At 44.9% G+C, this 24,999-nt stretch carries 17 protein-coding genes; 15 read left to right on the top strand and 2 right to left on the bottom strand.

All coding sequences use genetic code 11. The annotated features are described in order from the left end of the window. The first annotated feature begins 11 nt into the window (after nucleotides 1-11). From BLW36_RS01475 to BLW36_RS01545, 15 genes are all read left to right on the top strand, one after another. Complete coding sequence (locus BLW36_RS01475) at nucleotides 12-2,657, top strand: glycosyltransferase family 4 protein (RefSeq protein WP_091384346.1); 2,646 nt, start codon at nucleotides 12-14, stop codon at nucleotides 2,655-2,657. A 4-nt stretch (nucleotides 2,658-2,661) separates the two neighbouring features. Beyond that, complete coding sequence (locus BLW36_RS01480) at nucleotides 2,662-4,527, top strand: hypothetical protein (protein ID WP_139304785.1); 1,866 nt, start codon at nucleotides 2,662-2,664, stop codon at nucleotides 4,525-4,527. 30 nt (nucleotides 4,528-4,557) lie between these two features. Beyond that, nucleotides 4,558-5,805 (top strand): hypothetical protein, encoded by a 1,248-nt coding sequence (locus BLW36_RS01485; protein ID WP_091384352.1) that lies wholly within the window; start codon nucleotides 4,558-4,560, stop codon nucleotides 5,803-5,805. Nucleotides 5,806-5,853: 48 nt separating this feature from the next. Next, the gene (locus BLW36_RS01490; protein WP_139304786.1) at nucleotides 5,854-7,419 is read left to right on the top strand and encodes a cell division protein ZapB; all 1,566 of its coding nucleotides are present in this window, start codon (nucleotides 5,854-5,856) and stop codon (nucleotides 7,417-7,419) included. A gap of 287 nt (nucleotides 7,420-7,706) precedes the next feature. Beyond that, nucleotides 7,707-8,399 carry an exostosin domain-containing protein gene (locus tag BLW36_RS01495; RefSeq protein ID WP_170833084.1) on the top strand — a complete coding sequence of 231 codons (693 nt, stop codon included), beginning with the start codon at nucleotides 7,707-7,709 and terminating at the stop codon, nucleotides 8,397-8,399. A gap of 9 nt (nucleotides 8,400-8,408) precedes the next feature. Beyond that, entirely contained in the window at nucleotides 8,409-12,125 is a 3,717-nt protein-coding gene (locus tag BLW36_RS01500; protein WP_170833085.1) for a glycosyltransferase, read from the top strand. Nucleotides 12,126-12,217: 92 nt separating this feature from the next. After that, nucleotides 12,218-13,153: a hypothetical protein gene (locus tag BLW36_RS17055; protein ID WP_139304787.1), complete on the top strand. Its 936-nt coding sequence runs from the start codon at nucleotides 12,218-12,220 to the stop codon at nucleotides 13,151-13,153. Between the two features lie 75 nt (nucleotides 13,154-13,228). After that, entirely contained in the window at nucleotides 13,229-14,395 is a 1,167-nt protein-coding gene (locus BLW36_RS01510) for a nucleotide sugar dehydrogenase (RefSeq protein ID WP_091384368.1), read from the top strand. Between the two features lie 34 nt (nucleotides 14,396-14,429). After that, a complete protein-coding gene (gmd, locus tag BLW36_RS01515) occupies nucleotides 14,430-15,545 on the top strand; it encodes a GDP-mannose 4,6-dehydratase (protein WP_091384371.1) in 1,116 nt (371 codons plus the stop codon). 9 nt (nucleotides 15,546-15,554) lie between these two features. Continuing rightward, nucleotides 15,555-16,481, top strand: a complete 927-nt coding sequence (locus BLW36_RS01520; protein ID WP_091384373.1) for a GDP-L-fucose synthase family protein — start codon at nucleotides 15,555-15,557, stop codon at nucleotides 16,479-16,481. Next, complete coding sequence (locus BLW36_RS01525) at nucleotides 16,474-17,673, top strand: DegT/DnrJ/EryC1/StrS family aminotransferase (protein WP_091384376.1); 1,200 nt, start codon at nucleotides 16,474-16,476, stop codon at nucleotides 17,671-17,673. Before BLW36_RS01520 ends, BLW36_RS01525 begins: the two co-directional genes overlap by 8 nt. A gap of 366 nt (nucleotides 17,674-18,039) precedes the next feature. Next, nucleotides 18,040-19,953, top strand: a complete 1,914-nt coding sequence (locus BLW36_RS01530; RefSeq protein WP_091384378.1) for a WcbI family polysaccharide biosynthesis putative acetyltransferase — start codon at nucleotides 18,040-18,042, stop codon at nucleotides 19,951-19,953. 38 nt (nucleotides 19,954-19,991) lie between these two features. Then, nucleotides 19,992-21,194, top strand: a complete 1,203-nt coding sequence (locus tag BLW36_RS17660) for an adenylyltransferase/cytidyltransferase family protein (RefSeq protein WP_091384381.1) — start codon at nucleotides 19,992-19,994, stop codon at nucleotides 21,192-21,194. 6 nt (nucleotides 21,195-21,200) lie between these two features. Then, nucleotides 21,201-22,310 carry a hypothetical protein gene (locus BLW36_RS01540; protein WP_139304788.1) on the top strand — a complete coding sequence of 370 codons (1,110 nt, stop codon included), beginning with the start codon at nucleotides 21,201-21,203 and terminating at the stop codon, nucleotides 22,308-22,310. Nucleotides 22,311-22,383: 73 nt separating this feature from the next. Further along, nucleotides 22,384-23,148 carry a hypothetical protein gene (locus tag BLW36_RS01545; RefSeq protein ID WP_139304789.1) on the top strand — a complete coding sequence of 255 codons (765 nt, stop codon included), beginning with the start codon at nucleotides 22,384-22,386 and terminating at the stop codon, nucleotides 23,146-23,148. Nucleotides 23,149-23,443: 295 nt separating this feature from the next. On the opposite strand, the gene BLW36_RS01550 is transcribed toward BLW36_RS01545, so the two are convergent. Both BLW36_RS01550 and BLW36_RS01555 read right to left on the bottom strand, forming a co-directional pair. Continuing rightward, complete coding sequence (locus BLW36_RS01550) at nucleotides 23,444-24,181, bottom strand: ABC transporter ATP-binding protein (protein ID WP_091384389.1); 738 nt, start codon at nucleotides 24,179-24,181, stop codon at nucleotides 23,444-23,446. After that, nucleotides 24,178-24,945: an ABC transporter permease gene (locus BLW36_RS01555; protein WP_091384392.1), complete on the bottom strand. Its 768-nt coding sequence runs from the start codon at nucleotides 24,943-24,945 to the stop codon at nucleotides 24,178-24,180. The genes BLW36_RS01550 and BLW36_RS01555 overlap by 4 nt, the downstream gene beginning before the upstream one ends. Nucleotides 24,946-24,999: the final 54 nt, after the last annotated feature.

The following is a 24,999-nucleotide window of genomic DNA, read 5'->3' on the forward strand; positions in this document are numbered from 1 at the left end:
GAGTTTTCTTAATGAGTCAGGGCGTTAAAGAAAGATACGGCAGAATAGTTATCGTCGATCCCCAGTTAAAGGACTGCAAGGGGCACAATTACCGTTATGCCAAAGGTATCGCCGAAGAGCTGGGCCTTCCTGCCGTCGTGCTCTCCCATCGGAATTTCGATGGCGAGGGCGATAACGACATCGATGTGCGCCCTTGTCTATCCTTTGATCAGTACAATAACAGTGCTTTCAAGGATGGCTATCGCCCAAGCTTCTTTGAAAAGCTCACACGTTTTAAAGACCATGTTTTTACCCGCCTGAAGCAGGACAACGGCATTTGGGAAAAGAAGTCCCCGCTGGGTACTCTGGTCAATATAGCCGTCGCCGTCGGCAACTTCCTGTGGTTTTTCCCCGCGCTTTTCCATCAGCTGTACCTGCTCACTTTCGGCCGCGGCACGTCCGCGCACACCGATCTGGCGGCGATGGAGCTCCAGGCGGCATTCGAACGTGTAGGCCTGCGGCAAGGCGACCTGCTGGTAATGCAAACCATGCTCTGGCCTACGTTCGAATCTCTGCTTGAGCTGAAGATCCAGGCCAACAAAAATTACGGCTGCGATGCGTTGTTTATAGTCCATGAAGACTGGACTATCTACAACACCATGTATGCGCGCTTTTCCCCGGCTAAGCTGGAAAAGCGAGTGCTGGAATCGCTGCCGTTCCGGCGGGCGAAAATTGTCTCAACTAACAAGCCCCTGAGCGATTACTGCCAGGAGTGGTGTGGTTACTATCCTCAAGTAGTCAACGAGATCAGCTTCCCGTTAGCCGAGGGTCTGCCGCATAGAAATATTGACGATAACGGCAAGAGAAAAGTGCTGATACCCGGCGTCTATCGGGGAGACAAAAATTTCGAAAGCCTGGAACAATTGATCGCCAAGGTCACCGCCGAAGAAAGTGATGTGGAATTTTGCATACACGAGTCGGTAATGGCCCGGGTCCAGTTGCCTTCACAAGGTGGCTGTACCTATGCGGCGTATTCCAGCGTGAACGGTGCCTATGCCTGGCTGGAGTTTTTGAGCCAGTTCCACTTGATTCTTATTCCCTACGGGCAGGAGTACCGTCACCGTATCTCTGGGATAGTGCACGAAGCACGCCTGCTGAATATTCCTGTGGTATGCCACTCCGGCATCGCCGATGCCAGCCTGCTGGCAGACGAGCGCTGCACCTATGGCAACGATGGCGAGAGGATCGCGGAAGCCATCCAGATTGCTGCCAGCCAGGCCACCAATGGCACCGCTTTCAAGCCAGAACGTGCGCCGGCAATCGATGAAGTATTGCTGGATAAAACAGGCTGGGTAGAGGGCCGGGAAAAGCCAATAGCCGTACAAGTAAAGCCCGCCTGGACCCGGTGTGGCACATCCGTTGTGCTGGATACACAGATGGATTGCCTCGTCGAGCAGGGCTATTTTGTCATCGAAATATATTTGAAGACAGAGCCTTGGCTGCTACGTCAGGACCAGGTAGACAACTGCTATCAGGTAATGCGCGCTGGGCGCGAATTCAGTGGTGGCATGGCCGTGCGCGTATTACTTAAGAACGTAACTTTGGCTCGCCTTTTATCATATATGTACAGATTGGCTCGAAAGCGCATTAGAGCATTCTTTGAGAGGGAGAATATCCACAGTACCTGGTGCGATCCAGATGTGGAGCTCGTTGATTATTTCAAGAAGAATCGTATTGAACTGGCTTTAGTTAACCATATTTTCAACGATGGTTTCGCGCGAAAGAATATTCCTGCACAAAAATTTATCTGTGAAACCCACGATGTACAAATAAACCAACTTCTGTTGCGTCGGCCGGAGCTTAAGGATCGTTACGACTCCGAATTGGATTACGAGTTGCAGCTCCTGAAATCATACGATGCGGTAGTAAACCTAAATCGTATTGAGCACAAAATGATTCAGCAGGTGGTTGGTGAAAAAGCCCATTTTATTCCTCCACCGATTAAGTCTCGTCCTATGAAGAGGCGGTATAGGAGTATTCAAGCCCTGCTAGAAAATGAATCTCAATTTACCGATTTTTTGAGTCTCCCTGATAGGCTTGATTTGTTAATTATTGCCGATGGGCATCCAGCAAATATAAAGTCCGTTGAAGGATTCCTGAATGATGTATTCCCGGAATTACAGCAGGGAATTACGCTCGGCCTAGTCGGTACTATTGGCAAACACATAAAGCTGCCAAGAGAGTCTAAGGGAAGGATATTTGTTTTCGGGTATGTGGAAAATCTAGCAAATATCTATGATTTTACAAAAGTCATGGTTCTTCCTGATATTGCCGGCGAAGGCATCCCGATCAAAACTAATGAGGTCTTAGCGCTCGGGGTGCCATTTGTCGCCACCAGTCATGCACTTCGCGCTTTTAGCGGGGATGAACTAAGAACTAATGGAGTATTGTCTGCGGATACACCCGCGTGTTTTGCTCGCAAATTGACCGCGCTCTTGCGCGACACTTCGATTTGGAAAGCGCAGCGCGAGGGGATTAATAGGCTGACCGGTGTCTATAGTTGGGCCAGATATATGGAGGGATGGAAGACGGTTCTTCCAGCTACTGCCGAGAAAAAGAGCATTAGCCGGTCAGAGATGTTTATAAAGAAAGAATCCAATTTAGAATCTCAGGGCTAGATACATGAGGCATAAGTTTATTATCACTGGTTTTGATGGTGGCGTTAATCCAGAAAAAGAAACGCTATCGAATCAATCTGGGCTTTCGTCGATTTTGTTTCAACACTTCTTGCCTGCATTCGGTGACAGGGTTAGTTGGGTACCTTTAGAATCAGGCCCAGATAAACTCATAGAAGCTTTTGAAATGCTACCAAAGGATAAGGTTGCAGTTGCGGCAGACATAAATGCGTTGAATATCGAGGAGTTGGATCGACGTGCTGAGAGCCAACGTTATCTGTTTATTTACTCCTCCCCGGAAAATGTATTCTTTAATGCATACAAAGCGGCTGACCACGACTTAACCAGAGCAAACTTTGCGTTAGAAGCTTGGTTGATGGCGAGTGAGAAAATACTCAAATTCTTCAATGAAAACAGCGATCGATGTGCTTTAGTTCATATTTCTTCTCCAAGAGCTTACGTCAAGGATTTCACGGGTATTCTTTCATCTTTGGCAGAAGAACCTGTTGATGTAGAGCTAGATTTTCCGGTCGTGGGAAATCCCGCGATCGAAGCGCAAGCTGCAGCTTTGGTGAGCGACTTTTCAGCATACCAAAAGATGTATGAAAAGCTTCAGTTGAGTGCATCACTGCCTGGCGAAGATTTCTTTGCAGGAAAAAGTAAACTTGAAAAAGCTCAGTTTCTCGCAAAGAAAGCTGTCGAGTATATAGACTCTGCTGAGGAAAATAATAGCCGAATTACAGAGCTGGAGTCCGACATTACGAGTATCCGCAAGGAAAATGAGCTCGCTCTGTTTCAAATACACCAGTTGCAAGAGGAGCTAGAGCGGTACTATTTCAAGTATGAAGGTATTCAATCTATTTCTGCAGGTTCGCCCGCGGCACTTTCACGCTCGGTTGATTTTGCGAGAGCTTCTACTGTTAGTATCACAGGAGGTTATTCAGAGGAAGGTTACAAAGATCTCCACTTGAAGATCTCGAATGTGATACTTGCAGATGAAAGGCAATTCGGAGAACTTACTTGCAAATTGGCAAAACATGGAGGCGCAGTCGCTATAGAGCTTCGCCAATCTGACAAGAGCTTAAAGGAGGCCATTAAATATTGGCCGAGCGTTATGAAGGATGCATATGGGCATTTTATTTTGTTGAGCCCGTCGATGGAAAAAAATTCCAGCCTAAATTTTGCTAATTTGATCAGTAGCTTATGCACGTCAGATCGGCAACTGATTTTTGGCCTGGTGAACATTCTATTTGATCATTTTGTTTCCTCTAGTGTAAGAGGGTTGGGCGCTCTGTCAATTGAGGACGCAACACTTTGGAGGTCTGCTGCAACGGAGCTGGCAAAGCAGTGCCAAGAAATGGATTCATTTATATCGATGGAAGACGTTGAGCTGAAAGAAGAGATGGTGACTGAAAGCTATAGCCACCTCTGGCTTAAATTTTATTCTCTACAATATCGAAAAGCCATCTTTAGCAATTACGAATTCAAATTTGCTGTAATAGAGGAATCGAAAAGTCAGCGAATACTATTAGAATTTCGCGACCTTGAAAGTGCGCGACCTCCATTTGGCGCTTGGCCTCCCAGAAACTGTGACCAATTCGGGCCGAAATTGTTGGTGAACATTACACCTAGCTCGAATTCAATAAAAATTTCTTTGAGCGATAAGCTAGGCTCAGAAGATAAAGATATGCTGACCGCTCTTATCAAAAAGCTGCCAAGTGTAGTTGGCCAGCTGAGTGCAGGTGGGTATACATCAAAAAGAGGATGGGCTTCATGGGAGAAGGCTGTCAATGAGCTGCGAGATAAACCTATAGTATTTAAAAGCAGGCAACGAAATCTAGTCCACCGAGCAAGGACGAGAATTATTCGTTAATTTTCCTCTTAGGTTGTGAGAGCTTATTTGATGGGCAATAAAGATTCTGTCAGGTTCGTTGTGCTAGATCCTGCGCTCATAAAGGAGGGCGGGCATCATACCGCACTCTCGCTACTCGTCGCCGCTTCAAAGGAGGATGATGTTGATGTGACTTTTATTTCTCATCAGTATATTTCTGACTCCCTTAAGCAGCAGCTAGAGAACAATGGTTGCATTGTGAAGCCTGAGTTCCTTTTGAATTTCTATGAGATATTTGAGAAGCAAATAGAGCTGAATGCAGCAAACGCTTATGTTTTAAATGCTGCTAAAGAGTATGCGAAAGTAATTCAAGGACAATGTGAACAGGGGGGGAGTGGCAAGCTAGTCTTCTTTCATCCTAGCATGAGCTGGGAGCACGCGTATGCACTGTCACTAGCACTGAAAACAATCGATTACAGCATGGACATGTGCCATATAGTGTGCGCCATGTTTAACCCTGGGCTTGGCCCAGACGGTACTGTTTTCGATCCTCAGCGGAAGTTGAATTTCGAAATTGCTTTTAGAGCGGTGTCTTCGTCGACGCGAGTAAAGCTCTTCGCTAGCGATATTGAGCTTTCATCGATATATAAAAAATTATTGAACCTCGGTAGCGATGTTCCAGTACATCCCTGCTATCTTTCAACCTGGATGCGTTCTGCTAAGGAAGAATCAGGCGATCCGAATTGCGATTTCATCGATGACGGTTCAGAGATAATTCTCTATATGGGTGATGCCAAGTCCGAGAAAGGGTTCTGTGATTTGCCGGACTTAGTATGTGAGAGCCTGAAGAACGTTGATTCGCATCAAAAACTTTATATTCAGTTCAATATTCCATGGCCCGACCCTGAACTAGAGATGGTTGCAGAGAAGCTCAGGTATTGTGCCTCCGTAAATGAGCAACTAATCCTTCATGAAGGGTTTATCTCTCAGCACGAGGTGGAAAGGCGTCTGTCAAATGCTTCACTGTTTGTTTTTAATTACTGTAATGAACACTATCAAAATAAGAGTTCGGGATTTTTGTGGTTTGTTGTTTGGCATCAAACTCCCGTTTATTTCTTTGGCCATTCATGGCTAAGTCGTGAAGCGCGTAGATTGAGCGCGCCTGTGTTGGGGCAGAGTAGAGATCGAAAACAGTTTTGGGCGGCCATTAGAGAAAGTCGGAAATATAGAATATTTGGAGCGCCAAGTAGCCGTTTTTACTTTGATTCTTTATACCGAGATTTCTGGGACTGGATAAAGGAAGTCTGTCAGAGCGCATAAAATTTGAAATCTTGGTGTTTACTTAAGTTTGGATAAGGGCCGTCAACTATGATCGGAAACCAGGTTCTTGAATTAGTCCAAGAACAACTTTATTTGTCAGATTCTCAGCCAGGATCATTTGTGCATGTGGCCTGTGGTAGAGATGTTAAATCTTCTTTTTTCCGTGATCTAAAATTCAAAGATGTATTTTTAATTGACGGAAATCCAGAAGTTTGTCGTCACCTTCATGAAGAAGCATCTTTAGGTGAGAACACTAAAATCCTCCAGGAGGTGGTGAGTGAGGTTGATGGTTGCAAAAAATTCTACCTAACGAATAATGAAAGATTTGACTCAACAACGGACCCCTCTGATCTTTGTGGTGTTTTTAAGAATTTAAAAGTTATTGGAGTTGAAGAGAGGGAAACGGTTTCTATTTCTACTCTACTTGCTAAGGTTGATGCCGATAGAAAGAAATTCAATGTATTGATATTGGAATCTATTGGAAGAGCCACGGTTGTGCTTGGGTCGGTGTCGAAGGAAAGGTTAAGCGAATATTCGATAGTAGGAATTAAACTTAATCAATCTGATTCTGAGGCTGCTAAAAAGCAGGGGAGCCTAGATTCACTGTTGGTGAGGCGCGGTTATAAACTTCTGTTAGACGATAGAACGGATTTCCCCTTTGCTTTTAGAGTTTATGTCCGTAGGGACGAGTTGATCCAGATTAACGCTTTGGTTGAAGAAAATAGAGCTCTTAAAGAAGAAAATGAATCTCTTGCGCAGGAGTTGCGCTCGCTGGAAAGGGCAGAAGTTCTAGAGAAAACGCTATTTTTTGAAAAGCGCTTAGACAAACTTGAGCAATTCCTATCTGAGAAAATTGAGGGCGTGGTGGCCCGCTTGGATAAGCGTTTAGATCGTAAACTATTTAATACAGCCCTGAGGCTGGAATCTTCGATTGCGTTGCAAAATTACTTTTCATCGACCGACTTCACAACTTCGTTTCAAGGCTGGGCGATAAGTAGTGACGTCGCAGCATACCTGATTGGTAAAATAGAAGAAAATAACTATGATTTGATAATTGAATTTGGTAGCGGTTCTTCAACAGCGCTATTTGCTAGGACAGCTTCTAGAGCGAAAAGCCTACCAAAAGAGAAAGCCAATGCTGCAAATGGGCGAAGTTCGATAAAAGAGGTTGTGGCATTTGAACATCACGAACACTACCTTGATAAAACTGCAAGACAGCTGGATAAGCTGGGGGTTGGTGGCTGCGTAAATTTAGTGCATGCTCCCTTAATCAATCAAGTCATTGATGGAGAGGAGTACCTTTATTATGACTGCGGAACATCCTTAGCGGAAATATCAAAAGATTATTCCGTCCCTTCTAAGAAGATATTGGTGCTCGTGGATGGACCTCCTGGGAATACAGGTCATTGTGCGCGATTCCCCGCAGTGCCGTTAGTTTTAGAATACCTAGGTATGCATCAGATCGATTTTGTTCTAGATGATTACGCACGCCCGGAAGAGAAAGAGGTCGTGGAAAAGTGGAAGGATTTCTTTGAGCGCAAGGGTATAGATTTCTTCGATGAGGTATTCCGCTGTGAAAAGGGTGTCTATTTTTGTCGGGTTGGACCGCAATGAGTGACGTGATTTCCTACCCAACTGGATGGGAAAGGTATAGAAATGTTGTCGTCTACCCTCACGAATGGCTAATGCCAGTAAAAACTGAGCTATGGGCTTATGAAAGCTTGGTGAAACACTCTCCGGATGATCCTTACACCCAGTTCTTGTGCTTCCCTTGGGCAACGTTAATAGATCTCTTGAGGCAGGGGGAGTTAAAGCGTGCGCGGAGGCTTCAAGCCTGTATCGATTCAGCGCCTCCAAAGAGTAGACTCCGACGCGCTACCTTTTGTCAGCATATTTACGCAATGGACTTACTTCCATTTTTTAAAAGATTGGGGATTACAGACATATATTGGTCACACAAAACCAAAAGCGTATCTGTGATAGATGGGATTAATATTCATCCATTCCCTTTATTTCCGGTTATGAGTTCAAAACGAAAAAAACATAGAAGAAATAAGCCCCTGAAAGAGAGGAAGTATCTTTATAGTTTTATTGGATCATATCAGCCGCTTCTATATCTGACGCCGGTGCGAAATTGGATATTTAGCCTAAAAGCTCGGCCGGATGAGTTCATATTGCAGCGCGAAGAGTGGCACTTTGAGAGTGATGTATATCGCAAACAGATTTCTGGCCTTACTTTAGACGAAAGGGAGCGGATAAAGAAGCAACTCTGGGAGCATGAATATACTTCTGTGCTAGAAGACTCAGTTTTTTGCCTTTGCCCATCTGGGAGTGGCCCTAACTCCATAAGACTTTGGGAGGCTCCATTATTTGGTAGTGTACCGGTGTTGTTGAGTGATAGCCTTTGTCTAGAAGGTATTCCTAGCATGGAGAATCTCGTTATCAAGATTGAGGAGAGTATTTCTGCGGTCCGTAATTTGCCTGCGTATTTGCGAGACCTTTCGCAGGACGCAGAATACATTGAGAAAAAGCAGAAAGCTCTCAATTCGATAGCACTACAGAACCTATTTTGCGAGACCTTAACCGGAAACTGAAATCCACTATTGGTTGTTTCAGGTGTTCAAGTATCTATTATTATCAATAAAGTATCTCTGTATTTAAGGCGCACCATGATAAAGTTAGCAAATTCTGCCTTCGCTAAAGGGGATTACCAAAAATCCGTTAAGCTATACCGTAAGTTATTAAGCGATCAAGTTGTTTTGAATCCTGTGTTTGAGAATTCAATTCAATATTTAATTGATGTTTGTGAGGAAAGACTCAAAGGACAAGTTATTGGATTTCAAGCTCATCCAGAAGATATTAAGGCGTTGGAAATGCAGAGCTTTATATTCCAAGATTCTTTTGCTGTCGACACAGTTAGCGAGAGCCGCGAGGCGTTTCCCCCTTCTATTTATGATCAAGGCTGTTTGTTTTTGGGTTCCTCAGACTTTGAGGTTGGGGACGCCTTAAAGCGGAAAATTTTTGATGAGCTAATTGTCTCTCCATTTGAAAAGGCGGGTGGGAGCTCGATAAATACAAGTTTATTTTTATTTTCTAAATATGATGAGATTGTTTTCGTATTAGGCCAGTTTACTCCGAACTTTATAACAGCAGTTGGGAAGTTTCTAGCTTACCTTCCACATTTTGACGCCACGATAACCGAGGAGAACGGAGCCTATAAAATTAGAGTTGCGATGTCTCGTAACGAATTTCTTGAGTTGGGGGCGCTACTTCCTCTTAGCGCTGTCAACAATTCCGAATTACTTCTACTCTTTATAGAGTGGCATATGCGAGGTAATTCCGCCGACCATATTGGGAGCCCAAATCACTGTCCGTTTTCAAAGATATTACTTGAAGTCCTTAGTGCAACTGATTTAGATGAGTCTCGTAAGGAGTTTTATAGACTCCTACTTTCCGATAGTTACTTAGGTCGATCTCTAATCACAACTGAGCAATCAATTTGCTATGGTATGGTCGGTGTTCTTGACCCTGAGAATCTTTACGAATTGGGTTTGATTTCCACCGGAGAGATCTCGGCCGAAAATTCCTCATCTGGGCTTCACGATACTATTCAATTCATTTCAGATGAGTTTCTTGCCGCGTCGGGATTGCAGTTGAGTGAGCTGAAACGAAGAGATCGAAAAAGTAAATTTTTCTCCATTAACGATCTTGAAAAAGTTGGAGCGAGCTCGGGGTATCTTCTGGAGACAATACCAGTAAATCTGCGCACTCAAAAAACTGCAAAAAATGGTTTAAAGGTGGGCATTCCGCCAATACCAATTACTTCACTGTGTTTCTCGAAAGAATCATCATTTGAGAATGACGCCACTTCAGCTGGTTCCTCTTTAGGGATGAGTATTTCTGTATTGATGAGTTCTTATAATTCGAAAAGAAGTCTCTGGTACTCTATATTTAGTTTGGCGAACCAAAGTCATAGGCCAGACGAAATTTTGGTGTGTGACGACAATTCATCTGACGACTCTTTGGTGGAAATTGAGCAATTAGCGCAGCTCTACCCTGGTTTAAATATAAGAATTTTATCTAATCTTAAAAACTATGGCACTTATGTTTCTCGAAACAAAATGATTTTGGAAACAAATTGTGACTTGATAGCTATTAACGATTCAGATGACTTCTCATCGAGAAATCGATTTAAGTTGCAGCTTGGTGATATTGCAAGGACTGGTGCTAGCTTAGTCCTGCCCCAGCACTATCGTTTTAGTTCTGCCGGCTTCCCACTTGGAATGGAGCAACGTGACTCCACACAACGTAGATATAAGTACCGTAGGCCGGGGGTCATGTCGATCCTTTATCGGCGTGAGCTCCATAACATGTTGGGATACTATGCTTCAGAGCGGAAGGGGGCCGATAGCGATTGGATTGAGCGCGTTTCCACACTCGACGGGGCTATTGAGAGTAGCCGATCAAATACTATGTTTACTATCATTGAGTTTGATCCAGAGCGTCGGCATAACCTAACAGGAGATATATTTTCATTCGGTGATTCGGTTCTATCGTATACTTTCAACGAAACTGAGGAGAGAAAACGAATCAAGGAAAGGATGACCGCAAGGCGCCTGATGAATTCTGACGTGGGTTTGCGGCCACACTTTCTTCCAACTCCTACTCGTCGGGTCATAGGTAATATGGCCACTATACCCTCTAGAATTTCCGGTTTAAAAGAAGTTTTGGAGTCCATATTACCTCAGGTAGATGAGCTCTTTCTCTTTTTGAATAATTTTGAAAAAGACTTCGACTTTGAAAGTGCTGTACCGCTGTGTCACGAATTAAGATCCAAGCTTTTGGTCCGAACGTGTTCAGAGATAGGCGACCGAAGAGATCATATAAAATTCTACGAAGTATGTTCGTATGGAAGCGACACATATTATGCTTGTTTTGACGACGATTTGATTTACCCAAGCAATTACGTAGATCGTCTATATTTTAGAAGCCAATGCTATTCAGATTCGGCAATACTTTGCGTTCACGGCTACGAAATGTGGGATAATCTGGTTAATTTCACAGAAGATAGTGCTAGGCGGTCACGCTATTTCCACTTCTCTGAGAGCTTGTCGAGTGATGCATTAGTTGATATTCCCGGCACTGGAACACTCTTCACCCCCGCCGAACTGATTGACACTGACTTTCCAGATCCTCCCTTTGGGTTCATTGACCTTAAAGTGGCTGATTATGCGCTGGAAAAAGACATTCCCGTTGTATCAGTTGCGCGGGATAGAAACTGGATAAAAGAGTTAAGGTATGCTGAATCTCTTTATTCCGAAGCAAAGTCAGGCTCGAATCCTGCTCAGGCTTTCGCTGTCTATCTCTCTAAGAAATATGAAGGTGTTAACAGAAGAAGTTTCAAAAGAAATGAAGTAGGTGGGAGTCCTCTATCTCAACTTTACTCCGGCCTTTCGATTTCGTTCAGTGGCTCTAATGTTAATCATAATCCCAGGCAGGCTTTTGTAATTTCTGGCTATAATTGTCCAACAGAAGCAAAGAGGAACGTTCAATCAATTTTCGAAACATTAAAAACCGTCGAAAATGATAATTTTGAATTGGTGTTTGTGATAGACGGCGCGTGTCAAAAGACCTTCAATGTTGTTACAGAAGAATGTAAAAAACTACTTTCGAGATGGCGTTATCAAATTAAGTTAAACGCCGAAAGGTACGGGCCGGCGATAAGTCGTTATGAGGGATTAAGGGTATTAAATAGAGTTCCTGGAGATAAGTTCGTTATTTTCTTGGACTTGGACGATGTCGTAACAACGTCGATGGGGCGTTATTTTCAATTAATGGCGGAAAGTAATTCTAAAGACACATTTTATTGTGGTGGGTGGTATTTTTCCAATACGACTAAAGCACCATGGCCTTCGCCAAATATAGAGCGAGAAGCAATCGATGCTGAATCGGTATTCTCAATGCCGTTTAATTTGGGGCACGCCAGAGCTTGCTGGGTCCATGATAATCTACAGTTGCAGTCTCATGAGTTTCAGGTTGGGCCCGTCCCCGTTCAGTATTGTTCAGATGTCTCTTTCTTTAGCGTTTTATACAAACGCTTAAAGCTACAAAGAGTGGAGCGTTCCTTCTCTAAACTTTACGGTTATAACTACATGCTGCAGCAGGGGACGCAGAAAGAGTTTAGTAGTCGCAAACCACCAATGGCTTGGTACTTGCTGGCGAAGCATTGGCTTTCAATGAATAATAGTTATGAAGAAAAAAATTCTCCTGGAAATGAAACCAATTGTTCGGCAGCGAGTGCTGTCGGAATGACGGGCTAGTCTTTAGATCGGTGATGAGGTTGTATTTTTATTACGATAAAAAGTAATTTTGACTTATCTCTATCAGTTTTTATTTTTGGTTACTTATATATATGAAATATATTGTTTTTTGTGCTCATGAGATTCCAAAGGTTTATGAAGGTTTAACAGGTGGTTTCGTCGACCGGTTAAAGGGTTTGTCATCCGCGATTTTATTGTCTCGATTATTTGGGGTGAAGCTCGTAGTCCTTTGGCGCGAGCCTTTCCCGATTAATAATTATTTCAATTTTTCGGACGAGATAGAGTTCTTTGAAGGGCATGTGGACAATCTTGTAGAGTGCCCCAAGATCAATTTCTTACATAAGAATTTTCAGGCTCAGATCAGTAATCGTAACCCGTTAGAGTTTTATCAATCGCTCAAAGATATTTTACAATCATCACCAGTTGTATTCTTCTCAAATAGAGAGTGTGGGGAGTTGTTTAGATATTTTTCGAAATGTTGTGGTGAAGAGGCTCTGAAGCTGCTCCCTCAAAATGGATGGGATATTTTCGGGCAGGGATATATTTCAGTATCCGATAGAATTCGCCCTGAAAAAATTAATTTCGAGACAAAGAAGGATACTGTTTCACTTCATTTTCGTGTGGGTGGTGAGAATCTCAGATGGACAGACCCGGCGCTCTATAACGAAGAAAGGCTTCCTAATGACTTGGGTCGATTATGCAGTAGCCTAGCAAAAGCCCGCGGTAAGATTCGTTTTAAGGTTTTTTCTGATAATACGCAAGTAAGAGAACGTGCGGTGAATATCTTGCGGAGTAATAGCTTTGAAGTTCACGAATCGAATTGTGAGCCGGTACATTTAGAGCGAAGCCAGGGGTTTCATGCTGCTGAGCTCGCGGCTACGCTTCGTGAGTGGGTTGATATCGGGGATGCCTCTTTTGTGATTCGAACGGCTGGGGCGTTCGCGGCCTATGCCGCGAAGTGTCGAGGCATTGATGTCTTCAATATAGATGATATCTCGGCTATTGAAGGTCGGGTTACACAAATGTGATGAAAGTTAGTTAAATTCAGGCTTGGTTCGTCCAGCCTCGATGGCTGGTGATATGAATATTTTGTGAGTTATTTGATGAAAATTGCTGTAGTAGGGACGGGTTACGTCGGCATCTCCAACTCATTGCTTTTGGCTCAGCATAATGAGGTGGTGGCCCTTGACATTGACCAACATAAAATTGATTTGCTAAATGACAGGCTATCGCCGATTGATGATCACGAAATAAGAAGTTTCCTTAAGCTCAGGTCATTAAATTTTAGTGCGACGACTGATAAACAGTATGCATATAAAGATGCTGATTATGTGGTTATCGCGACTCCAACTGATTACGATCCTGTTACCAATTACTTTGATACATCAACTGTCGAGAGTGTAATAGATGATGTCCTGACGTTTAATTCATCAGCTTTTATTGTTATTAAGTCAACAGTACCTGTTGGTTTTACTAATCGGGTTAGAGATAGATTTGGAACTGATAGAATTGTATTTTCGCCAGAGTTTCTGCGAGAAGGGAAGGCGCTGTATGACAATTTATATCCGTCAAGAATTATTATAGGTTCAAATTCTAGTGCGGCAAAGAAATTCGGACATTTGCTTTTAGAGGGAGCGAAAGCTGAGAATGTTCGCATGCTATTTACGAACTCTACGGAGGCGGAGGCTATTAAGTTATTTTCAAATACGTACCTTGCAATGCGTGTTGCGTATTTTAATGAGCTTGATACGTATGCTGAAAGCCATGGCTTGAATACACGCGATATTATCAGTGGTGTTTGTTTGGACAGTAGGATTGGTGAACATTATAACAACCCTTCTTTCGGCTATGGTGGTTATTGTTTGCCGAAGGATACAAAGCAGCTATTGGCAAATTACGCTGATGTGCCTAATAACTTAATAAGAGCTATTGTTGAAGCTAACTCAACTCGAAAGGATTTTATCGCAGAATCCATCCTCAAGAGGCAGCCAAGGATAGTTGGAATTTACCGGTTAGTCATGAAATTCGGTTCTGATAATTTCCGTGCGTCTTCGATTCAGGGGGTAATGAAGCGCCTGAAGGCCAAAGGAGTTGAGGTTATAGTATATGAACCTGAACTTGATGCTGGTAAATTTTTTAATTCGGACGTTGTTAACGATTTAGACCGATTCAAGTCGATGAGTGATGTTGTTGTCGCAAATAGAATTTCAGAAGAGATTTTAGATATAAAGAATAAGGTTTATTCTAGGGACCTTTTTTGTTCTGATTAGTAATCATAAACGATAATATTTTGAGATTTAAACGATGAAAAGAGCTCTAATTACTGGTGTTACGGGACAAGATGGTTCATATTTAGCTGAGTTTTTGCTAGATAAGGGGTATGAGGTTCATGGCATTAAGAGACGTGCCTCTCAGTTTAATACTCAACGGGTGGACCATATATTCGAGGATCCTCACACCTCGAATAATAATTTTTCCCTTCATTATGGTGATCTTTCCGACACCTCGAATTTAATCCGTATTCTGCAAGAGGTTCAACCCGACGAAGTCTATAACTTGGGTGCGCAATCCCACGTAGCGGTCAGTTTCGAATCTCCTGAGTATACGGCAGATGTGGATGCAATGGGGACTCTCCGGTTACTGGAAGCTATTCGGATCCTTGGTCTTGAAAAGAAGACCCGCTTTTATCAGGCTTCGACTTCAGAGCTATATGGATTGGTACAGGAAGTTCCACAAAAAGAAACGACTCCATTCTACCCTCGCTCACCGTATGCGGTTGCTAAGTTGTATTCTTACTGGATTACGGTCAATTATCGTGAATCTTACGGTATGTACGCTTGTAACGGAATTTTGTTCAATCATGAGTCTCCGCGAAGAGGTGAGACGTTTGTCACACGGAAAATCACCAGGGGGTTAGCAAATATAAGTCAGGGATTGGAGTCATGCCTATATATGGGAAATATGGATGCACTGCGGGATTGGGGGCATGCTAAAGATTACGTTCGTATGCAGTGGATGATGCTTCAGCAGGAACGTGCAGAGGATTTCGTCATTGCTACAGGGCGTCAAATTTCGGTCCGTGAGTTTATTAAGATGTCTGCCGGTGAGTTAGGTATTAAGCTCAAATTTCAAGGTACCGGTGTCGATGAAATAGCAATTGTTGATTCCGTACAAGGTGACAAAGCGCCCGCATTGAGCGAGGGGGATATTATAGTCAGAGTTGATCCTCGTTATTTTAGACCCGCAGAGGTAGAGACTTTACTCGGTGATGCGACAAAGGCAAAATTAAAGCTCGGATGGGAGCCGGAGATTTCCGTTGATGAAATGTGCGCGGAAATGGTCGAGGAAGACTTGAAGGTTGCGAAGCGCCATGCATTGTTGAAAGAGCACGGCCATGAAATACCGGTTTCTGTGGAGTGAGCTAAACCTATGAAACTCTTGATGACCGGTGCCGGCGGAATGGTAGGCCGGAACATCCTCGAACACCCTTCCGCCAGCAATTTCGATATTTTTGCGCCGAGCAGCAAAGAATTGAATCTGCTGGATCTTGGTGCAACGCGATCTTATATTTCCGAAAGTCGGCCAGACCTGATTATCCACGCTGCAGGTGTAGTCGGTGGTATCCAGGCGAATATTGCTCAGCCTGTTAAATTCTTGGTTGACAATATGCGTATGGGTTTAAACCTCCTGGATGCTGCAAGAGAAGCCGGTGTTGAGCGGCTCATTAATCTTGGCAGTTCGTGTATGTATCCGAGAAAGGCCGATAACCCGCTCTCCGAAGAGTTGATATTAACAGGAGAGCTAGAACCGACGAATGAAGGTTATGCATTGGCGAAATCTGCATGTGCTCGGCTATGTGAGTATATTAATAGAGAAGACGACAGGTTCGTATATAAAACTGTAATTCCATGTAACCTGTATGGGCGCTACGATAAATTTGATCCTAGGCATTCCCATATGATTCCCGCGGTAATTCGTAAGCTTTCTGAGGCTGCACGGGACGATGTTGAATCAATTGATATTTGGGGAGATGGACTCGCGAGAAGGGAGTTCATGTATGCTGCGGACCTCGCGGATTTTATTTTCTATGCTATCCGGAATCTGGAGAGTATGCCGCAAAATATCAACGTTGGTCTGGGTGAAGACTACTCAATAAATGAATACTACCGAGCTATAGCGGAAGTGGTCGGGTACAGCGGAGATTTTGTCCACGACCTTTCAAAGCCGGTAGGAATGCGTCAAAAACTGATCGATGATACAAATCTCAATGAATTTGGGTGGAGACACAATACTTCGCTGGTTGAAGGTCTGCGCCTGACTTATCAATATTTCCTGGAAGAATTTGAAGATGTCTAATTACCCGTTAGCAAGCAGTACGTGGGATGAGAAAGAAATCGCTGCAATTCAGAGCGTTATTTCATCTGATCAATATACTATGGGTAAGTATGTTGCCGAATATGAAAAGCAGTTTTCTGACTTCTTTGGGGCTAACTATGCTGTGATGGTTAGTTCTGGTTCAGCTGCAAATCTCCTCATGATAGCAGCGCTTTTCTTTACCAAGGATGAAAGTAGGAGGCTTAAGAGGGGGGATGAGGTTATTGTTCCCGCTGTCTCCTGGTCAACTACTTACTTTCCTTTGCAGCAGTACGGATTGAAAGTTAAATTTGTTGATATCGATCAGGAAACCCTCAATATAGATTTGAATGCGCTCGAAGGTGCTATTACAGAGAGGACACGAGCGATTCTCTGCGTAAATCTTTTGGGAAACCCTAATGATTTCAATCGTATTGACTCAATGATCGAAGGAAAAAATATTCTCCTTCTCGAAGATAATTGTGAGTCTATGGGGGCTACCTACGAGAATAGGCAAGCTGGAAGCTACGGTTTGATGGGCACATTCAGCTCCTTCTTTTCCCATCATATAGCTACGATGGAAGGCGGTTGTGTAATTACAGATGATGAAGAGCTGTACCACATCCTGCTGGCACTCCGTGCACACGGCTGGACCAGAAACCTGCCGGATGAGAATCACGTTTCCGGTACAAAGAGTCCAGACCCATTTGAAGAATCTTTTAAGTTTGTGCTCCCAGGTTATAACGTTCGTCCGTTGGAGATGAGCGGTGCTATCGGTATCGAACAGCTAAAAAAACTGCCAGGTTTTATCAACGTTCGGCGTGAGAATGCTGAATATTTCGTTGAATTGTTTAAGTCTCACCCATTTATACAGATACAACGGGAAATTGGGGATAGTAGTTGGTTCGGCTTTTCACTCGTTTTAAAGAATAGTAGCCCAATCTCTCGGCAGGAGCTTGTTGAGCATTTGCGTGAAGCCGGTATTGAATGCCGGCCTATCGTTACAGGAAATTTTGTAAAGAATGAAAGCGTTCTGAAGTACTTTGATTACGAAGTTTATGGCACATTAGATAATTCGGAGTATATCGACGCAAATGGCCTTTTCGTGGGTAATCATCATATCGATTTGCGGGGTCAAATAGACAATCTATATTCGGTTCTCTCTCCGGAAAAATTTGAAACCGATTACGCTTAATTTTGTCGTTAACGAAGTCCCTGGCCTTCGGTGAGTAAAGCTGGAGGTCAGGGATTTTTTGGTGTTATGGAGCTGACTGGATTAGCGACGTTGGAATTTTGTTTATGGCATGTGCAGGCAGAAATATATGGTTGCGGTGGCAGACACTGGATATGCCGGACGTTTGTAATGCGCTGTTGCTCGCGCAGAGTAACATACACGTTGGTATGCCACTTCAGATAGATACTGTTTGTTATTCGTACAATTTGTGCTCCATTAATGTTTATTGAGCTGCCGGGGGATCGGAGTTTATGTTTAGATCCGGTATAATTGGACAATTTTCGGGCGAATCTCGGCTTGGCTTTGCATAAGTGGTGAATAATATATATGCAAAAAGTACTTATTTTGGCCAATTGTCAGGGCCCCGCGCTGGCTAAGATCCTGGAGAAGGTTGTCGATCGGCAGGGGAATCGCCTTTTCGAGGTGCTCAACCTTAAGCCCGTGTATGAGCTTACCCATGAGCAGCAGCCGTTGCTCGAGGAGCTGTGTGGCCAGTGTGATATTCTCCTGTACCAGCCCCACATTAAGCACAGGTTCACGCCGGAATGGCGTACTAGTGATTTCTGGGTCTCCACGACATCGGCCACGCACGCAATCAGCTTTCCGTCACTTTACTTTGCCGGCTACAATCCGGAACTGACCTACCTCCGCAATAAAAAGAACCAACACCTCAATGCCGGTTTCGTGGACTACCACGATAAGAGGGTTGTGAAGCTGTTTCTTGAGGGTAGGTCTGATAACGAAATCAAACACAGTTTTCACCGATTGCAACCGGTGCGTGAAGACGTCGAAGCCGTTCTCAACGACACTCTTGCTGAACTTCGTAGAAGGGAGCAGGAGCAGGAACTCGATATCGCTGTGGCAGACTTTGTTGAAAGGAATTTCACCAAAGAGCGCCTCTTCTATACATACAATCACCCTGCCAATGCGGTGCTTTATGAAGTTGTCCGTCAGTTACTGCGCAAACTGGGTTGTGGTGATGTCCCTGTACCCAAGGTAGAGCAGGAATTACTACGCTATGATTACTTCCCCATCGCTCCTGCGGTGAGAAAATACCTCGACTTGCAATTCAGCGATGACGGTGAGTATTACCGCATCCAAGGTGAAGACTTGCGGCGGGATCAAGTGGTGGATCGCTATCTGGATATCTACCGCAATAATCGCGACTGGGTTAACGAAGCCGCTACCTTTACCGATGAAAGATGGCTCAACCGTAAAAAGCTGATCCTGCATATCGGGCAGTCGAAGACAGGAACCACGTCATTCCAGAGCTTTTGCTTTAAGCACCGCAAGAAACTGTTGGCGGAAGGCACACTGTACCCGGAAGCAGGACTGCTTTTTACCCACCATAGACATCTGGCCTTGCACTACAAAGGCGAAAAACGCGACGATGCCCTCGTTAAGAAGCTGAAACAGGAGATCGCGGCCAGTGACTGTGAAAGGGTGTTGCTCTCTTGCGAGTCATTCGAGGATTTGAATCGCGACCAGGCAGAGGAATTCCTTGGTGATTTCTCGGACATGGATGTTTCCATTGTTTGTACTCTGCGCAATCGCTTGGACTGGATCCAGTCGATGTATGCGGAGTACGTGAAAAAGGCATGGTTTAGCGGCAGCTTCTCACAGTTTATTGGATATCGAAAAGTACACCCACAGTTCGATCGAATTTTGAACTGGAAGGTTGGGTTGTCTCGGCGGGAGAATCAGATTATCAGGCATGTGCACAAGCTGCTCAGTGATCGTGCAAGCTTGAGTTTCTGGCTGGACCTCCTGCCAAGAGAGAAGTTAATTTTTGCAAGTGCAGAGGCTGCAAAATTCTGGGAACTGTTATCTCATGAATGCGGCATAAGCAAGCCAGTGGTTGAAGAGAGCGAAGAGAAGCGCCTGAATCCTAGCCCTTCAGTTCAGGCTGTGGAGTTTGCGCGGATGCACTTCCGGCGCCAGGGTATTCACGACCTGCATTATCCAATTGCCATGCATTTTTCTCTGAGGCTTGACAAAGACTTTGCCCCGAATAATTCGCCTGCCAGCTTTTTCCGTTCAAATGAGCAGATTCGTGCATTTCTTTCCCGCTATATCGCGGATGATATCTGGCTGCAGCAGAACTTTGGTTTTAGCCGCTCGGATGTGACGCACTTGCACGAGAAAACTCTGTCTGTGACCGGGCATCTGTCCAGGGAGTTTAAAATGCGCGCAAATGATATAGCTGACACTTATCAGTCTGTGCTCAGCAAGTTTTCCTGAGGCCTTCTTTCGAGAGGCTGATTAGAGACGAGATTCTTATGGATGTAACCGAACAAAAGGTCGAACTCCACGATTTCTTTAAGCGTGTAATTCTGTCTGATGGCATCATCGCCAGCTATTACCGTTTCTACGATGTATTTCGCCAAGTCATGGAGCGCAGCGGTGTGGAGTTCTTTGCGCACTCAGGAACCATGCTCGGTGCTGTGCGCCATAAGGGAATGATCCCCTGGGATGATGATCTGGACGTAATGGTGGAGGAGGTCTTTGAGGAAGAGTTCTGCAAGCTGATTCCGGAACTGGAGAAATATGGTGTCACACTGAAGGAGAAACTTTGCGAACACCTCTATCAGTTTAAGTGTACCAATAAGAAGATCTGCCCCTCAGGCGCGTACCTGCAGATCGACGTCTTTATTGGTAAGCGCGAAGAGATCGATGGAGAACTCTGTCTACATTATAAAACACCGGAATTCCGCAAGTGGTTCAAGAAACGCTATATCCGTGTCTGTGATCTCTACCCCTTGAGAGACTATGAATTTGGATCTTTGAAAATCAAAGGGATCGGGGATTATCGTCACTATTTTTCCCAGAGCGGTTTTGGCCTGGACGAAGCTATAGTCGCCAGACATAACAATTTCGACCATTTTAAGCCGGAAATAGAAGCCCTTGAGGAGCAAGGTGATTACCCAATTCGAGACCCGGAGATTCTTGGTTACCGCCACGAAATTCCTGAGGCGACTGTCAGTCATCCTCTGAATTATTACGCTGAGGGTGGGGCGAAGACTGTTATCACCTATGGGACTTTTGATCTATTCCATGTGGGCCATGTCCGAATCTTGAAACGATTGCGCGCGCTGGGTGATAGGTTGGTGGTAGGGCTTTCTACTGATGAGTTCAATGCTGCAAAGGGTAAGAAGTCCTTCTATTCCTACGATGAACGGAGAGAGATTCTGCTTTCATCGGGGTATGTGGATGAGGTCTTTCCGGAGAACGGCTGGGATCAGAAGCGTACAGATATAAAACGCACGGGCGCTGCCGTCTTTGGAATGGGAGGCGATTGGCGCGGAAAATTTGACGACTTGTCAAACATTTGTGAGGTTGTCTATCTTGATCGCACTGAGGATATATCGACTACTGATATCAAGAAGTCTCTTGCCGGAATCAAGTCAACGGATATAGAGGGATTGGAGAAATCACTTCATTCGGCATTGGAGATCGTCCGTTCACTTTCGCAATCAGTGTAATTGTTTATGTTATCTCGCTTGATAGGGAAAATAAAAAAGGCTGGAGACTGTTCTGTCAATAGAAATATCTATATCCACATCGGTATTTCGAAGACAGGAACCACGGCAATCCAAAAGTTTTTTCACAAAAATTCGGAAATGCTGGCTTCGAAGGGGTTTCATTATGTCCGAGGCGGACGCGCAGAAGGTGGCGCGTGCCACCATCACCTGGCAAGGCTCTATAAGAGCGGAAATGCGCGCCGCGAAGATGTTTTAGCCCTTCGCGATGAAATGGCACAATCGGACAGTCATAGCTTTATTATCTCAAGCGAGATGTTTGAATACCTTGGGCCTTCTCAGATAAAGCAGCTAAAGCGTGATTTTGAAGGGTATACTCTAATATTGGTTGTATATCTTCGATACCAAGACCAAGCTCTATCTTCTATGTATAACGAGCTGGTAAAAAAGCATGCCTGCGCCACTTCCTTTTCCGAGCACGTGCGGGAAACCCCTAGGAAGGGGTTGCTGTTATACGGAAAGATGCTTAAGCAGTGGGAGAAGGAGTTCGGAAGAAATAATATTCGTGTGCGTGTCTATGATCGAGAGAGATTGCGCGGTGGGAATGTCATAGAAGATATGTGCGTGACGATTGGAATGGATGTTCGGGATATAAATATTCCTGATTCCTCGGCCAATCCTTCGATATCCGCTGCCGCTATACACCTTCTTCGGGATATTAACTCTCACATGGATTATTCCATTGATCATGCCGAGCATTATGGCTTGGCTTGCAAACTGGCTTTTACGCTCGATAAGCTGATACGGAACGAGTTCCCTTGTTTTGATCACAACGCAAGTAGCTATTTCCCCTCCTGTGGCGAATACGATGAACTTATGGAGTACTACCGTCGAGACAATCTGAGGATTTCTCGTCGCTATTTGTCCGGGGAGGGTTTTTCGGAGCGGGAATTTTCGTCAGCAAAAGAATTGACCGATGGCTCTAAGCGGGATGTTCTGATAGCTCTCGCGGAGAAGCTCGGAATACCAAGGGACTGCGATAAAATGGAGGTGGCAGCATTGACAAGGCTAATTGCGGAATTCTGGTCTGGAGAGTTGAGAAGGCTTTGCAAATCATAGTGGCGACAAAATGCCTTTGAAATTCTAGCTTCATAGAAGTTGGTGCATTCAAGTTTCTTGTTGTTGAGTTGATATGAAGAATCATATATTGGTCGGAACACATCACAAAACTGGCTCCGTGTGGATGTTGAAGGTTTTTCGCAATATCGCGAGCAGACTAAAAGTGCCATTTATCAATTTGTCTGCGCACTCTAAGTATTATCGAGAAAATATCGGTAGCCAAGAAGGTGTTAACGCTTTACTCGCGGAGGTAGGGCTGTCCTCCGAATACACGATTTTCTTTGATGACCATAGTTATTTCGGTACTATCGATGATGGTCTGGCTGAGCGCTTTCGTGGCTTTCGCATGGTGCGGTCGCCTGTTTCCGTTATTTCTTCCGCGGCGAAATATCACTGTTGGTCAAAGGAAAAGTGGCTGCATACTCCAAGGAAGGGCGTGAACGGCATCCCTTATCAGGAATATATAAAATCATTGCCGGATGATAACGCCAGGTATCGTTTTGAGATGAAAATGTCTGCAATGAATGTAATAACGGCGATGGCGGAATTTGATAGAGAGCCTTACTTTCTTACGGTTAAGTATGAAGACGTAATCAATGATAGGTCGCTTGTAAAATTTGCTGGCATTATGGCGCACCTCGGCCTGGAGGGTAGGGAAGTGTTGGAGGCGCTTGAAGCGGTATACGTGAACTCGCTCTTTGGTGAGCTGTCGAGTGAAGACCAATCGCACGTTCAGTCAGATTCGAATACGAAGTATGGATCTGACTGGGATGAAGATACCTGGAATTTGTATAATCAAAAAGTCCGACCGCTAGCTGAAAAACTGGGATATGTTTAGTCTGATCTGTAATTTTTAGGGTTGTGAGTTCGAATTCTCTCCGCGCGCTGATGCATGGAGGGTGTTGGCGATGTTCTCTGGTGCGACGGATTTACCATGATGTTACAGACTTGGTTTCGGCTTGGATGGTAGCGGCGAGGCCCGGGACTGCTTCAGTGTTAATACAAGTGAGTGACAGATTGAATATGAGTAGATGGATTCCTTCGGTCGAGCAAAGGTAACATGAAGCGGGAATTGCTGAGGGGAGAGAAGAGCCTGAAGATGGCGGGCGGTGATGCGCCCGCAATTCCAGATTTTATGCTGCTTTCACTGCTGCTTTTTTACTATGGTCTTTATCGCGGTCTGGTGCAGACTGTTCGTAGCGATCGAGCACTTCATCAGTTGGGCCTAGCGCCTTGACCAATCCATCTTCAATCCATAGGGCGCGCTCACAAAACTTTCGGATGGTTCCGGCAGAGTGTGAAACGAGCACCGCAGTCTGGTCGGATTGCACCCGTTCTTGGAGAGCTTTGCCGGACTTCCGCTTGAATTCCTTGTCGCCGACGCCCAGCATTTCATCGAGAAGTAGAATATCTGGCGTCGCCTGCATCGCGATGGCAAAGCCGAGTCGAGCGCGTTCGCCCGCAGAATAGGTGCTTACAGAGTGGTCCATCAAATGTCCGATGCCAGAGAATTCAATTACACCGTCAAGCAGTTGATTGGCCTCTTTTATGGTCTTGCCTTGTGTGACAAGGGACATGATTGCGTTGTCGAAGCCGCTGAGCTTATGAATAAAGCCTAGATTCAGCGTGAGTAGCTGAGAGCGGACGCCTTTCTCTTTGAAAATCTTTCCCTGGTTTGGAGCAATAATTCCCGCAAGCAACCGCAGCAGGGTACTTTTCCCGGCTCCGTTGTGGCCTATTACGCCCAGCACTTCTCCGCGGAATAGCTGGAAGTTTATCTCCTTCAGGACCCAGTTCTTTTGGGAGAAGGGGTTCAGGCTGCGACGATAGGCGAGCCCGACATTGTCGAATGACATGATCTCTCGATTCATGGCAAGGCTCTCGGGTAGTAGCGGTCAAAACGGATAAGCAGCGCAATTCCTGCTGCGAAAGCACTGATACTGGCTATGAAAGGGTAAACAAGTGCTGAGAGGTTGGCTGTCCTCCCGTGCAGCAGCACATCCCGATAGCCTTCCAGAATGGTAACAAAAGGATTGAGGCGCAGTATTGCCTGGATCTCTTCTGGCCTTTCGCTGATATCGAAGAAAATTCCCGAGGTGAACATCATGGCCATAACGATCAGTGGAACCACATGAGTCAGGTCGGGTATGAGGGGTACAGTTGCAGCGAGGAAAAAGCTGATGCTCAGGTTAAATAGAATCTGGCACAAGATAACGTTCACGATTGACAGCCAGTCGCTGGTGGGTTCGTAGCCGCCCATGATTACCAGTAAAAGCATGAGGGGAAATACAAACGCGAACCTGATCAGTGCTGTCAGGTTGGCAACTGAGGGAAATATCCACTTGGGTAGGTAAGTCTGCCCGAGGATGCCTTTACTGTTGATCAGTGAGTTGGAGCTGGCTGTGAGAGCGGAGGCGGTCCATTTGAACGGGAATAGTCCGGTGAGCAAAAAGTAAACAAAGCTGCTGCCCGATTGACCGCCACCCCTGACTCCACTCGCGAAAGCGAGATAGAAGAGTGCGGCCATAAGAAGCGGCTCGAGAATCCACCAGAGCATGCCGAGGTAAGACTGCTTGGTGTCGGCTTTGAGTGCGCCGATTCCCCGCAGCCAGATAAGATCCAGGTATTTCCGCATATATATCTAACAGCCTGAGGCGGATGTTCGCATTAAGTCCCGCCCTGAGAATTG

Source organism: Microbulbifer marinus, from assembly GCF_900107725.1.
GTDB lineage: Bacteria > Pseudomonadota > Gammaproteobacteria > Pseudomonadales > Cellvibrionaceae > Microbulbifer > Microbulbifer marinus.